The sequence below is a fragment of the Thalassotalea loyana genome (assembly GCF_030161435.1).
GTDB lineage: Bacteria > Pseudomonadota > Gammaproteobacteria > Enterobacterales > Alteromonadaceae > Thalassotalea_G > Thalassotalea_G loyana.
The window spans coordinates 185,531-197,938 of record NZ_BSSV01000008.1; the positions used below are offsets into that span (position 1 = coordinate 185,531).

At 40.3% G+C, this 12,408-nt stretch carries 15 protein-coding genes; 5 read left to right on the top strand and 10 right to left on the bottom strand.

Going from position 1 to position 12,408, the window contains the following annotated elements; all coding sequences use genetic code 11:
* The first annotated feature begins 4 nt into the window (after positions 1 to 4).
* The 5 genes from hisA to QQK05_RS16620 all read left to right on the top strand — a co-directional run bounded on the left by hisA (position 5) and on the right by QQK05_RS16620 (position 3,148).
* On the top strand, positions 5 to 742 hold the full coding sequence (gene hisA, locus QQK05_RS16600; protein WP_284300685.1) for a 1-(5-phosphoribosyl)-5-[(5-phosphoribosylamino)methylideneamino]imidazole-4-carboxamide isomerase: 738 nt from the start codon (positions 5 to 7) through the stop codon (positions 740 to 742).
* On the top strand, positions 724 to 1,497 hold the full coding sequence (gene hisF, locus QQK05_RS16605; protein WP_284300687.1) for an imidazole glycerol phosphate synthase subunit HisF: 774 nt from the start codon (positions 724 to 726) through the stop codon (positions 1,495 to 1,497). Before hisA ends, hisF begins: the two co-directional genes overlap by 19 nt.
* Positions 1,498 to 1,506: 9 nt before the next feature.
* The gene (gene hisIE, locus QQK05_RS16610; RefSeq protein WP_284300689.1) at positions 1,507 to 2,130 is read left to right on the top strand and encodes a bifunctional phosphoribosyl-AMP cyclohydrolase/phosphoribosyl-ATP diphosphatase HisIE; all 624 of its coding nucleotides are present in this window, start codon (positions 1,507 to 1,509) and stop codon (positions 2,128 to 2,130) included.
* 167 nt (positions 2,131 to 2,297) lie between these two features.
* On the top strand, positions 2,298 to 2,597 hold the full coding sequence (locus tag QQK05_RS16615) for a DUF6559 family protein (RefSeq protein ID WP_284300691.1): 300 nt from the start codon (positions 2,298 to 2,300) through the stop codon (positions 2,595 to 2,597).
* Positions 2,598 to 2,674: 77 nt separating this feature from the next.
* Positions 2,675 to 3,148, top strand: coding sequence for a GNAT family N-acetyltransferase (locus tag QQK05_RS16620; RefSeq protein WP_284300693.1), 474 nt, complete (start codon positions 2,675 to 2,677; stop codon positions 3,146 to 3,148).
* 19 nt (positions 3,149 to 3,167) lie between these two features.
* Here QQK05_RS16620 and QQK05_RS16625 read toward each other — a convergent pair whose 3' ends face one another.
* From QQK05_RS16625 to QQK05_RS16670, 10 genes are all read right to left on the bottom strand, one after another.
* Complete coding sequence (locus QQK05_RS16625; RefSeq protein ID WP_284300695.1) at positions 3,168 to 3,551, bottom strand: MAPEG family protein; 384 nt, start codon at positions 3,549 to 3,551, stop codon at positions 3,168 to 3,170.
* A gap of 115 nt (positions 3,552 to 3,666) precedes the next feature.
* Positions 3,667 to 4,311 carry an adenylate kinase gene (gene adk, locus QQK05_RS16630; RefSeq protein WP_284300697.1) on the bottom strand — a complete coding sequence of 215 codons (645 nt, stop codon included), beginning with the start codon at positions 4,309 to 4,311 and terminating at the stop codon, positions 3,667 to 3,669.
* Between the two features lie 250 nt (positions 4,312 to 4,561).
* On the bottom strand, positions 4,562 to 5,218 hold the full coding sequence (locus tag QQK05_RS16635) for a hypothetical protein (protein ID WP_284300699.1): 657 nt from the start codon (positions 5,216 to 5,218) through the stop codon (positions 4,562 to 4,564).
* Positions 5,219 to 5,262: 44 nt separating this feature from the next.
* A complete protein-coding gene (locus QQK05_RS16640; RefSeq protein WP_284300701.1) occupies positions 5,263 to 6,621 on the bottom strand; it encodes a M12 family metallo-peptidase in 1,359 nt (452 codons plus the stop codon).
* Positions 6,622 to 6,787: 166 nt separating this feature from the next.
* Positions 6,788 to 7,294 carry a GAF domain-containing protein gene (locus QQK05_RS16645; RefSeq protein WP_284300704.1) on the bottom strand — a complete coding sequence of 169 codons (507 nt, stop codon included), beginning with the start codon at positions 7,292 to 7,294 and terminating at the stop codon, positions 6,788 to 6,790.
* On the bottom strand, positions 7,295 to 8,182 hold the full coding sequence (locus tag QQK05_RS16650) for a hypothetical protein (RefSeq protein ID WP_284300705.1): 888 nt from the start codon (positions 8,180 to 8,182) through the stop codon (positions 7,295 to 7,297).
* 8 nt (positions 8,183 to 8,190) lie between these two features.
* Complete coding sequence (gene ppk2, locus QQK05_RS16655) at positions 8,191 to 9,033, bottom strand: polyphosphate kinase 2 (RefSeq protein WP_284300708.1); 843 nt, start codon at positions 9,031 to 9,033, stop codon at positions 8,191 to 8,193.
* A 96-nt stretch (positions 9,034 to 9,129) separates the two neighbouring features.
* Positions 9,130 to 10,467, bottom strand: coding sequence for an N-succinylarginine dihydrolase (gene astB, locus QQK05_RS16660; RefSeq protein WP_284300710.1), 1,338 nt, complete (start codon positions 10,465 to 10,467; stop codon positions 9,130 to 9,132).
* Positions 10,468 to 10,584: 117 nt separating this feature from the next.
* Positions 10,585 to 11,037, bottom strand: a complete 453-nt coding sequence (locus QQK05_RS16665) for a hypothetical protein (RefSeq protein WP_284300712.1) — start codon at positions 11,035 to 11,037, stop codon at positions 10,585 to 10,587.
* 174 nt (positions 11,038 to 11,211) lie between these two features.
* A complete protein-coding gene (locus QQK05_RS16670) occupies positions 11,212 to 12,378 on the bottom strand; it encodes a dicarboxylate/amino acid:cation symporter (RefSeq protein ID WP_284300715.1) in 1,167 nt (388 codons plus the stop codon).
* Between the last annotated feature and the right edge of the window lie 30 nt (positions 12,379 to 12,408).

The following is a 12,408-nucleotide window of genomic DNA, read 5'->3' on the forward strand; positions in this document are numbered from 1 at the left end:
CAACATGATGATTCCAGCTATTGACCTGATTAATGGTCAAGTCGTACGACTTTTTCAGGGCGATTACGGGCAAAAAACTGAGTACCAATTTACCCCACAAGAACGTCAGCAAGCCTACTTTAATGCGGGTGCTAACGTTATGCATTTTGTTGATTTGGATGGCGCTAAAGACAGTGCTAAGCGCCAGCTTGAAACGTTAAAAACTCTGGTTAACTTTGACGGGATGATCATACAAGTTGGTGGTGGTGTGCGCTGTGAAGAGGATGTTGTACAACTCCTTGAACTTGGTGCAGACCGTGTTGTGATTGGCTCTCTTGCCATCAAACAACCTGAGCTTGTTAGCCAGTGGTTGCAGAAATTTGGTGGTGAAAAAATCGTACTCGCACTCGATTTAAAAATTGATGAACATGGCAATAAAACGCTACCTACCCATGGGTGGATTGAAGACTCTGGTGTCGTATTAGAAGACCTGCTTGCTCAATATCAGAACGCCGGTATCAAGCACGTGCTATGCACTGATATATCAAAAGATGGCACCTTGTCAGGTAGTAATGTTGAGTTATACAGTGAACTTTGCCAAGAATATCCTGACATCGCATGGCAAGCGTCCGGAGGCATTGGTAGTCTTGACGATATCAAAGCCCTTATTCCTACGGGCGTGAGCGGCGTCATTTTGGGTAAATCATTACTTGAAGGTAAGTTCACGCTAGAGGAGGCAATCGCATGCTGGCCAAACGCATAATACCTTGTTTAGATGTTCAAAACGGTAAAGTGGTTAAAGGTGTCAAGTTTAGAAATCACGAAATCATTGGCGATATTGTACCATTGGCACAGCGTTACGCAGAAGAAGGTGCAGATGAGCTTGTCTTCTATGACATTACCGCCAGTGCAGACCAACGTGTCGTTGATAAAAGCTGGGTCAGTAAAATAGCACAAGTTATCGATATTCCGTTTTGTGTCGCCGGTGGTATTAAAACAGCAGAAGACGCGCAGCAAATACTTAACATGGGCGCCGATAAAATCAGTATCAACTCCCCTGCTTTGTTAGATCCTGAACTTATTACACGTCTAGCAGACCAGTTCGGACAACAATGTGTTGTGGTGGGTATTGATAGCTACTTTGATGAAGAGACTAAACAATACCAAGTCTACCAATTTACAGGGGATGAATCTCGTACCCAGAAAACAAAGTGGCAAACGTTCGACTGGATTCAAGAAGTTCAATCTCGTGGTGCTGGCGAAATTGTCTTGAACTGCATGAATCAAGACGGTGTACGTCAAGGGTATGATATTGAACAGTTAGCCAAAGCACGAGCAATCACGACGATTCCACTTATTGCGTCTGGTGGTGCGGGAGAAATATCACACTTTAGCGATGTCTTTACTCTAGCTGATGTAGACGGTGCACTAGCCGCTAGTGTCTTTCATAAGCAAGTTATAGCAATAAAAGACCTTAAAGAAACATTAATAAATCAAAAGATCTCGATTAGACCATAGGGAACAATAATGATTGTCACGTTAGATAATATCGACACACTCGCTTGGGAAAAGATGGATGGCTTGTTACCAGCGATTGTTCAATGCAGTGCAACTGGCGCCATTTTAATGCAGGGTTACATGAACCAAGAGGCGTTGCAAAAAACATTGGAAATAAACAAGGCGACATTTTTTAGTCGCTCTAAAAACCGATTATGGACAAAAGGTGAAACCTCAGATAACTTTTTGATGGTTAAACAAGTACTCGCTGATTGCGATCAAGATTCAATTTTGATTAGTGCAGTACCAAGAGGACCTGCATGTCACTTGGGCGTCAGATCTTGTTTTCCTGAAGAGAAGTTAACGCAACAAAACTTTCTTTCTCAACTTGAACAAGTCGTTGAACAACGAAAAGGTGCTTCACCAGATGAAAGCTACACGGCACAACTGATGGCTAAAGGGCTAAACAAGGTTGCGCAAAAAGTGGGCGAGGAAGGTGTGGAAGTGGCGTTAGCAGCGGTTGCAGAAACAAAAGAAGATCTATTGGGCGAATGTGCAGATCTATTTTTTCACACCTTAGTGTTACTTCAACACAAAGACATCGCATTGTCAGAAGTAATGGCCGTTTTACAAGAACGTCATACTAAACAATAAGTTAACATTGGCAGGCTAGAAAAAGCTGAACAAATGGTTATTTCAACCTAATTCTTAGAGCAAAATAGTCTGCCTTTTAACACTTTTTTAATTGATCCTTAACTGATTATCCGTACAATAAGCGCCGTTCAATGACTATTGAAACAATAACAAGCTAAGGAAAGGCAATGTTTAAATATTGGCATATTAAAAAATATGGCGATAATCTCGCGAATAGATTAGCAAAGCGCTATGGTGAAAAGCATTTTTACAATGCATCTCAAATCAGAGCTACGATTTACCAATGCAATTATAAGCCTAGCTATTTACCATTAGGTTATCTCTTATATCTCGAAAGATCTCAATTGAACGAAACTCTTGAACGAGAGTTTCCAGAATTAGATATTCAAGCGTATAAAAACGAAATGTTAGATTATCTTGGTAAAAAGCAGTATTCAGGCAAGTTGTACGAACTTAAGCATAGTTAATTCGTTGCAAATTTTTCGTTGCGGGCAAAGCCATTTTAATAAAAAATACCTTTAGAATTTCTAGAGGTATTTTTTTTATGTCTGAAAACTGGCAAGTAAAGCACTTTAACCAATTAACCACTGATGAACTGTATGACTTTCTAAAACTAAGAATTGATGTCTTTGTTGTAGAACAGACCTGCTACTATCCTGATTTAGACGATCTCGATCGCCATTGCGAAACACTTCATGTCTTCAAGTACATTGATAATGAAATAGCAGCTTACTTACGCATTTTACCTAAAGAGACAACCTATCAAGATTTTGTCAGTATCGGACGTGTGATTATCGCGCCAAAGTTCCGCGGACGAGCACTTGGTCATGAACTTATTTCACTGGCATTAGAAACAACTGATAAAGCCTTCCCTAAGCAGGACATCAAGATTTCTGCCCAGTTGTATTTAGAAAGGTTTTATCAAAATCATGGTTTTGAAACGTGTTCTGAAATGTATTTAGAAGATGGGATCGAACACATAGGAATGAAGTTATTATATGCCGCACCCAAAAGTTAAATGGGTGCAGCCATTAAATTTAGCGCATCAGTAATAAAACACTCAGTGTAATCAACACACCAAATAGTAATAAGGTCCCTATCGCTCTAGGTAATGATGTTTTATATGATTTAGTTAGACCAACTGCATGAGCTAAACGACTTACAATCAAAGCAATACCAAAACCATGAAGCATTGTTGAATCACCACCGTTTACTTCATAGAACGCCATCAATAGCAGTGCTAAAGGAATGTATTCAGCAAAATTACCGTGAATACGAATTGCTTTTAACACTTCAATTTTTCCCAAATCGCCTAAACCAACCTTATGTTTAAAGCGCATACGAATAACGTGAACCGCCAATCCAATATAAACTAGCGTTAAAATTGCAGCGTAAAATGCTGTTAAATCAATAACTACCATGAGTACTCTCTATTATTTTTATAATTTGAACTAAAGATTTTACCTTATCAAACTTTCAACAAAATAACAGACAAAAAAAAAGCCCGCTTAAGCGGGCTTTAATCTATAAATTATTTTATGCTAGCTTTTCAGCAAGCAAAGCACTCACGTTTTCAACCGCTTGTGTACCATCTACAGTAAGGTACTGACAGTTACCCGCTTGAGCTTCACCTTGGTAGTAATCTACTAATGGTTTAGTTTGCTCGTGGTAGATGCCTAAACGCTTACGTACTGTCGCTTCTTCATCATCAGGGCGAATAGATAATTCTTCACCAGTTTCATCGTCAACACCTTCAACTTTTGGTGGGTTGTACACGATGTGGTAAACACGACCTGAGCCAGCGTGAACACGACGTCCACCCATACGTTCTACAATCACTTCGTCTGGTACATCAAATTCAATCACGTGATCGACATCAATACCATTTGCTTTCATCGCATCAGCTTGTGGAATTGTACGAGGGAAACCATCTAATAAGAAACCCGCTTTACAATCGTCTTGCGCAATACGCTCTTTAACTAAGCCGATAATCAGTTCATCTGATACCAGTTGACCTGCATCCATTACTTCTTTGGCTTTCTTGCCAAGCTCTGTACCTGCTTTAATCGCAGCACGAAGCATGTCACCAGTTGAGATTTGTGGAATGCCGAATTTAGCCATTAAGAACTGTGCCTGAGTGCCCTTGCCTGCACCTGGTGCACCTAATAAAATAATGCGCATATCGCTTTGACCCTAAATGTTTTTGACGGTTTCTTTAAAAGCCCACACTATACAAGCTCACCTGAAAGCGCACAAGTCTGATTTCTTGTGCAAGAACAAAAAAAACGGCTTCTTTTGAAATTTTTTTTTAAATGCTTTTAAATCCGCAGGCTTGGCGCGCTATAAATTAACCGAATATTCTTTATTGATAAGAAAAAGAACCACCAAAGCCGTACATAAAAACTCCGGTGGTTAAAGTCAGGGGAGAAGCCTATTCAGTGTGAATAGGTACTTCTAAAAAGTCGTCTTGATGGGTATGTGGTAATGGTGGGTTTTTATAAATAACACCAACACCTTGCGCTGTTGTTGTTACGGTAAACGTGCCTTCTTTTGTTGCAATTGAACCATAGGTGCCAAATTCACCTTGTGTCATCACAACAGGAAATGTCTGCCCGTCCTGGGTCACTTCGCCTTGCCAAGTGAAGTCTCCATTATCATTTAACTGTTCAGACGTTACTGAGACAACCAAAGACTCACCCGTTGGTAGCTCAAGCGTGATGTCATCACCCTTACCAATATCCAAATACATGGTTTGATTAAACTCAACGGTCTTATATTCTTCAACGGCAATTTGCTGTTCAAGACCTTCGACATTGTTGTTCGACACCTGCCATGCAGACTGCATCAACTCTCCGTCACTAAGATCTAAATTTCTGAGCGTTAATAAGTGATCATTTTCCTGTGCAATTAATAGCGAAGCTTCTTCCTCAGGTTCAATCGCTTCCAGTAATCCCATTAGCGGCTTTTTGTCATCAGCGCCAATATCTTTACGCTTTAACGCTTGAAAATCTCGATAGCCATCGATCGTCAAATAAATCAATGCCGCCGCTGCAATCGCTATGGTAGATAAAATAATAATAGGTTTCATATTTTTTCCTATATTTCGACTCATGGTAAGTCGATACCTCCCAATTAACCCTGTGCAGCGATGTAGGCATCGCGCGCTTGTTTAACGATTTCTTTTTGAGCAATTACATTAGCTTTTGCCTGCTCAAAATCTGCTTGAGCATTGTTAAAGCTTTCAATAGTTGCCTCAAATACAGGTGCTAAGTTGTTAACTTCCTCTGCGTTAGCATTAACCACGTCAACTTGTGCGTTGTATGCATTAACAGCATTCATCGCTTTATTGTATAAACGTTGTTGTTTTGTAGCACTTAGGTCACCACTAGCGTTGTAGTTTTCAATAGCTTGGTTGGCTTTTTCAAGTAGACGATTTAGGCGTTTCACTGATTTTTCATACGCTTTAAATGCACTGTTGTAAGCTTTATTTGCTGCTTTAAAGTCCGCCTTAGCTTGTTTCAGAATCTCTTTTTTTTCAGCGCGGACTTGTTTAAATTCCTGTAATTTAGCCTTTTCTTGTTGCCACTTTTCCTTAAGCGAATCGGTCGTATCTACCGGTGGTTGATTGTCAGGAACCTCCTCATCAATCTCATCAACAACGGTTTCAACATAATTTGCGATAAGAGGTGCGGTATGACTTAAGGCATGAACGGCGTCAGCTCCATTAGCTTCATTGCGATCAATACCACAAGGGCTGCCGTAACAATCTAAATTAGGTGTAGAAAAGTTATAGACTTTACGCGTTTGATTACCATACACCCATGCATATGACATGATCGTAGCAAAGTCGTTGGCTTGGCCGTGACCCCAAGCCCAAGAAAAGGTGCCACCTCGGCTATCTTGATATGCAGAATGCGTCAACCCCATGTTATGTCCCAATTCATGCGCGGTAACCCAATCAGCACAAGGACCATCAACACCTACAACACTCATCGCAGTTTCTTTCCAAATGCTATGGCTAAAGTCACCTTCAGTATTAGAACCACCGATCCAAGCAATACCGCACACACCACCGTGGCTGCTACTGTATGGGCGAAGCATAACTACCATGTCTGCACCGTATTGTGCTCGTAATTCGGTGACTTGACTAAAAGCGTTACCTCGAGAACAACTGCCTTGAATTTGAAGCTCGTTAAAATCACACGTTAAATCTTCAAGCACAGCTTGTGGCTGCGCGTTATCATCGTATGAAACCTGTTGTTTGTGGACAAGACGTAACTCAACATCAAGCAAACTGTCTTCGAAAACTGAGTTTGAGACATTTATGATTTGATTAATTCGTGAATCAAGGCCTAAGCCATATTGATTTGCGATACCATCAGAGTATAAAACCATGATGTCTATCGTCGTGTTAGGTGTTGCTGAAACACCAAAAGAAGCCGCAAACGTCGCAGCTGTTAGAGAGTGTTTTATAAATTTTGAGTAGCCCATAACGGAGCTCCTAAACTTTACTTAAAACCACTCCTTGGTTCCCAATTGGCGCGCATCCATTAAAGTTAGGTGTCGACTCATTACAGTTTGAATAAAATGTAACCCAAATGTAACAAGACTGATTGGCATAGTAAGCTAGCTTGCTAAATAATGGCAAGTCATTTTTTTAAGAAGCGATATTTTGAAGCTCTTGAGCAAAGAAAATAGAAGAAATATTAGCTACTCTTTTCAGTGATTTAATTTGATTTTCTTGCCATTCAAACTTACTACCAGTAACTTCGCAACAAAGAATCCCTACAGGTTCGAAATCATGATGAATAATGTAATCAAGTAGCGAATAAATATCATTTGGCTCAAAGTAAACCTCATTGAAACAAGCTGTCGCTTTATGGTTTCGGGCATCTGGCGCATTGACGACTTGGTGCTTAATTATTGCGTCAAAATATTCAGGAAAATCAGCTTTAGCAAGACTAAATCCATGGCTAACGTTGCCTGCATCATCAATAAGTAAGTGGCATGTAATCGAATCTTTTTCGGGATTCAAGCTCCATAAACTTACTCGGTTTGCTTGTGGGATGAGCTTGTGAAGTGCAACACATATTTCACGTAACTTGCCTTCAACTGGGAGCTTAGGTTTAGAAAGAGCCATCGATAACTTGGTAAATTCGTCCATCTATTCCTCCTTGTTAAACGTGTTAACAACACAAAGTGTTATCGTGGGCTCATGTTTACTGTGAAAGGCAAAATAATTGAATTGTCGATAACTTGAGTCCGTTAGCTCGTGCGCGACCATACCAAACTTGTCCGTAATGCATGCAACATTTGAGACAAAAAAGAGACGCTCTGGATGTTTGATTAGCGTCACGATCGATTTTAAATACTCTTTGGGTGCAATGGGCTTAATTAATGCGCCCTGCTCCTTTAATGCGCTATAACCTGTTGACATATACGGTTCAACTTCTTGCTTAATTTGCTCAACAAATTTGTCTAAGAGAAACTCGTACAACCTAGACTTTAATTTTTTCTTGTTACCATCAATTATAGGTAAAGATTCAATAATTCGTTTGTGTTTAAAATTAAGTACCAATTTGCGGGCGTCTTGGATCACCGTTTCACCCTCTATCGCTGGCATAAAAACTTCTTTGTAATGGGGTGTCGCGATAAAAATATGCTGCAGAGCATCACTTCCTTGCTTAGCACGATTAACAGAAAAGAATTGATGACAGAGCTTTTCTTCAAAAAACATAGCTTGGAGCAAAGCACTATGAGGATAAGCCTCAGTAGTTAACACCATCTCATCAATAACTTGGTCGACCAACGAGAGAATATAACTGTCTAACACGGCAACTGACTTTCTGAGCTTTTTACGATAATTTGCAATAATCTTTATACGTTTATTCGTGTGGTTAACGAGCAGTTCAATCGACTCATCAACTTGCTCACGTCTTTTCCCACGCTGCTTATATCGCTGCCACCATGACTGTTTAAAGTCGAGGATCTTGATCTGTTCTTCAAAAAACTGTCGAATCGAGCGTTTCGACTTTTTACGTTGATTTTTCATGGTATAGGTTAACTTGATAACTCGTCTTTAACGGTACGAATAATACGACGATCTATATGGATAACATCGTCATTTTTCCCCGTATAATTGAATTGGTTGAGCAAATACTTGATGGCGTTGATTCGTGCGCTTTTTTTATCATTCGACTTTACAACAACCCATGGAGAATCAGGCACCGAGGTATAATAAAACATGTCCTCTTTTGCTTTTGTGTAATCATCCCACTTTTCCTGACAAACTTGGTCAATAGGACTTAGTTTCCATTGCTTTAATGGATCTGTTGCTCTGCTATTGAACCGCTTCGCTTGCTCTTCCTTAGTCACAGAAAACCAAAACTTGATTAAGTGAATACCAGAACGCTGAATCATGTTTTCAACCGTTGAAACGGTGCGTAAAAACTCCATCACTTGATCTTTGTTGCAAAAGCCCATCACTCGCTCGACCCCAGCCCTGTTGTACCAACTTCGGTCAAACAACACAATTTCACCAGCACCTGGCAAGTGATGAATGTAACGCTGAAAATACCATTGGCTTTGCTCTCTTTCTGAGGGTTTCTCTAATGCGACAACACTACAAATTCTTGGATTTAGATGTTCGATTACTCGTTTTATCGTACCACCTTTTCCCGCGGCATCACGGCCTTCAAACAATGCCACAACTTTAATACCGTGCTCTTTTACCCAACGTTGCCATTTCACCAATTCAATATTAAGCAAATGTAATTGCTTGTCATATTCAGCTTTTGACATTTTGTCTGGTTTGGTGCGTTGATCATTGAGGTGCACTTCTTCACCACTTTCTTCGAGTGCTGATTGCTCTTGAATGGTTATGGGTTTACCGATCGATGACATGGTATCTCGCTGAAATAGAAGTCTTTTATAAACTTAAAAGACTTCTATTAAAAAGCAAGACAAATATTGCAATTACCCCTTGCAATAAATGATCGATTACGCCTTTTGGAAAGGATAAACGCTGCCGATGTTTAAGATTTGCGTTAATTCATCTAACGCAGTTCTAGATTCCACCAGCAATTGAGGATCGCCTAAACATTGACTTGAAATACGGTCACGATAGTGTTTTTCTACCCAAGTTGTTAACTTGCTATACAAATCATCGTTGAGTAAACAATTTGGATTTACCGCAGCTAACTCGTCTTGATTCATCGCGACGCGTAAACGAAGACATGCCGGTCCACCGCCATTTTTCATACTTTCATTAACGTCAAAGTACTTTACTTGTTTGATTGGCGTATTTTGAGTGACGAGGTCATCTAAATACGCTTTAACCCCTGTATGGTTATGACAATGCATAGGCGCAATAATCGCCATTTCACCGGACGGTAAAGTAACGATTTGCGTATTGAATAAGTACGTATCAACGGCGTCTTGTACACTCACTTGGTCATTCAACACTTTAACAAAATGAACGTCGTAGTTTGCTTTACGCTTCACTTCTTCAACAAACTGCGTCTCATTTAGGAATGCTTGCTGGTGATAAAACAAGACGTTTTGGTTACCTACTGCGATGACATCATTGTGGAAAACACCTTGATCGATAACATCAGGGTTTTGCTGAACAAATACCGTATTACTATCCGTTAGTTGATGCATTCGAGCGACAGCTTGCGATGCCTCAAATGTTTGACGAGCAGGAAATTTCTGTGGCCCTGGCATCCCTTTTCTAAAGGCATAACGGCCATAAGTGAATACTTCGATACCTTCTTGGCCATAATCAGCACATAAACGCGTATGATTTGCTGCGCCCTCGTCGCCAAAGTGTTCGTTATCAGGCAAATGTAAATGGTGACTAAAATGTTTATCGTTATTAAAGACTGCTTTTAAAACATTACCAGTAACCGTAGGTTCGATTGAACGGTGGAATTTGTTCGTTAAATTTGCGGGTGTGAAATGCAACTTTCCATCGGCAGAATCAGCTGACGGCGATACCGTTGCCGCGTTGGCTGTCCACATACTTGACGCAGAGTAACAACTGGCCAAAATACCTGGCGCTTGCTTAAATGCCTGTTCAATGACCTGACTGTCATTGCCTGAAAAACCAATGCGTTTTAGTGTTTCCACATCAGGTCTTTCTTGCGGAGCTAAAACCCCTTGCGTTAAGCCTAAATCATGTAAGGCTTTCATCTTCGACAACCCCTGAAGAGCGGCTTGTTTAGGGTTAGAAACGTCTTCTGCGTTTTTTAAAGACGCAACATTACCTTCTGATAAACCAGCATAATTATGAGTTGGACCAACAAGGCCATCGAAATTTGCTTCAATTGTAGACATAGTGTTTCACTGCAAAATTAGAGTAAGCACACTATATCGATTTACTGAATAATTACAAATTTTAAATAGAAAAAAGCCACCATTAAGGTGGCAGGAGCGAGCATTGAATAAGTCAATTTAAACCTGAGTAGAGAACAATGACGATACACCTGGCTGGTTATTTTCATAAGCATTGATCGCTTTACTAAACCCATTCTCTCGAGCATGTTGAATAGTCATGTAGTCTCCTTTTGACGGTAATGTCATCTCGTCATCACGCCTCGGAAATTCACCATGCTCGAGCTTGTAAGCCTGTTTATATAAATCTGTTAACGACAGTTCCGTCACCAATTCACTTGACGCTTCATCTTCGTCTTGAATATACGCATCAATCATATTTTGCGTATGTTGGAACTGATTTTTTGCTAGACCAAGCTGCAATGTTTTATTTGCAACCGTGTAAGTTTCTGGCTGTTGAGCGATTGTCGCCAAGCCGTTTTCTGGCAATGGTTTAGTGTCGACCTGATCATTGCGCACTAATTGCTGGTTAAGCAATACACTTGAACTTGTTGATGAAATACCGTTAACCATAGGGCCTTCTCCTTACACTATGCCAACATTCTAGATGAGTTATTAACAAACTATTGGAGAGCTTTGTTACGCAAATGCATCAATTTGTAATCGTGCTTGAGTATGAAAGTTTTATTGCTGACAAAAAGCAAAAAAGCAGCCGAAGCTGCTTTTTTAGATAACGCGTTTAGCTTATTAGCTATCGTGAGTGGTAAATTCCTCATCGGCGAACTTATCAACCCATAATGCAATCGCACCGTCACCAGTCACGTTACATGCTGTGCCAAAGCTATCTTGCGCTAAGTATAGTGCAATCATTAACGCTAAAGCTGCATCGGTAAACCCTAACATACTAGCAAGTAAACCAAGCGCGGCCATTACTGCACCACCTGGTGCACCAGGTGCCGCAATCATTGTGACACCTAACACAAGAATAAAGCCAATCATGGTGCCGAACGATGGTAATGCCAGTTCAGGCGTTAATAACATTACTGCCGTAGCACACGTTACGATAGTAATTGTTGAACCACTTAAGTGAATAGATGCACATAACGGCACAGTAAAGTTGGCTACGCCATCTTTTACGTCATTTGCTTTTGTTGCTTTTAAAGAAACCGGGATAGTTGCCGCACTCGACATCGTGCCTAATGCAGTAAAGTACGCTGGCAACATGTTTTTCAGTAGCTTGATTGGGCTTTTGCCTAGCGCTAATCCAGTTGATACATATAACACGGTAATCCATAGCCAATGCATAACTAGCGCAAGCACTAAAACAACACCAAAGGTTTTTAACGTATCAAAGACTGTACCTGCATGCGTCATTTCGGCAAATACACCCGCAATGTATATTGGTAGCGCAGGAATAATGACTTTCGATAACAAAAGCTCAATAACGTCTCTTGATTCATTTAATACCGTTCTTAAATTAGTTGCATTAATTGCACTAATGCCAATACCAAAAATAAACGCTAATGCTAATGCCGTCATCACGTCGAATAACGGTGGAATTTGGATATCAATAAAGCCTGACAACTTAGCAGCTTCTGTCGTAGCTTGTACTGCACTGCCTTCAGTTAACCCCGGTAATACGGCACTTGCAACAAGATAAGCTAATGTGCCGGCAATAATCGTTGAGCCATAAGCCAAACCAACGGTTTTACCGAGTAAAGATCCTGAACCTTGTGGCAATGATGCAATACCACTTGCGATATAAAACAAGATAATTAATGGGATAGTAAACTTAATTAGCTGACCAATTATGTTTTGTACAGTAAAGACAAATTGGATAACAACATCAGGCGCGAATTGACCGATAAGTATACCGGCAACAATACCCGCGATGAGTTTTAAAATGAGGTTCATGGAGTCTCCTATTGTTTTTGTTATTCTTCA

What these genes read in the sequence shown, in the direction of transcription:
- adk (WP_284300697.1), bottom strand. Translation starts at nt 4,311, where the DNA reads ATGCGCATTATTTTATTAGGTGCACCAGGTGCAGGCAAGGGCACTCAG.
- QQK05_RS16665 (WP_284300712.1), bottom strand. Translation starts at nt 11,037, where the DNA reads ATGGTTAACGGTATTTCATCAACAAGTTCAAGTGTATTGCTTAACCAG.
- QQK05_RS16650 (WP_284300705.1), bottom strand. Translation starts at nt 8,182, where the DNA reads ATGAAAAATCAACGTAAAAAGTCGAAACGCTCGATTCGACAGTTTTTT.
- ppk2 (WP_284300708.1), bottom strand. Translation starts at nt 9,033, where the DNA reads ATGTCATCGATCGGTAAACCCATAACCATTCAAGAGCAATCAGCACTC.
- hisIE (WP_284300689.1), top strand. Translation starts at nt 1,507, where the DNA reads ATGATTGTCACGTTAGATAATATCGACACACTCGCTTGGGAAAAGATG.
- QQK05_RS16640 (WP_284300701.1), bottom strand. Translation starts at nt 6,621, where the DNA reads ATGGGCTACTCAAAATTTATAAAACACTCTCTAACAGCTGCGACGTTT.
- hisF (WP_284300687.1), top strand. Translation starts at nt 724, where the DNA reads ATGCTGGCCAAACGCATAATACCTTGTTTAGATGTTCAAAACGGTAAA.
- QQK05_RS16625 (WP_284300695.1), bottom strand. Translation starts at nt 3,551, where the DNA reads ATGGTAGTTATTGATTTAACAGCATTTTACGCTGCAATTTTAACGCTA.
- QQK05_RS16635 (WP_284300699.1), bottom strand. Translation starts at nt 5,218, where the DNA reads ATGAAACCTATTATTATTTTATCTACCATAGCGATTGCAGCGGCGGCA.
- QQK05_RS16670 (WP_284300715.1), bottom strand. Translation starts at nt 12,378, where the DNA reads ATGAACCTCATTTTAAAACTCATCGCGGGTATTGTTGCCGGTATACTT.
- QQK05_RS16645 (WP_284300704.1), bottom strand. Translation starts at nt 7,294, where the DNA reads ATGGACGAATTTACCAAGTTATCGATGGCTCTTTCTAAACCTAAGCTC.
- hisA (WP_284300685.1), top strand. Translation starts at nt 5, where the DNA reads ATGATGATTCCAGCTATTGACCTGATTAATGGTCAAGTCGTACGACTT.
- QQK05_RS16615 (WP_284300691.1), top strand. Translation starts at nt 2,298, where the DNA reads ATGTTTAAATATTGGCATATTAAAAAATATGGCGATAATCTCGCGAAT.
- astB (WP_284300710.1), bottom strand. Translation starts at nt 10,467, where the DNA reads ATGTCTACAATTGAAGCAAATTTCGATGGCCTTGTTGGTCCAACTCAT.
- QQK05_RS16620 (WP_284300693.1), top strand. Translation starts at nt 2,675, where the DNA reads ATGTCTGAAAACTGGCAAGTAAAGCACTTTAACCAATTAACCACTGAT.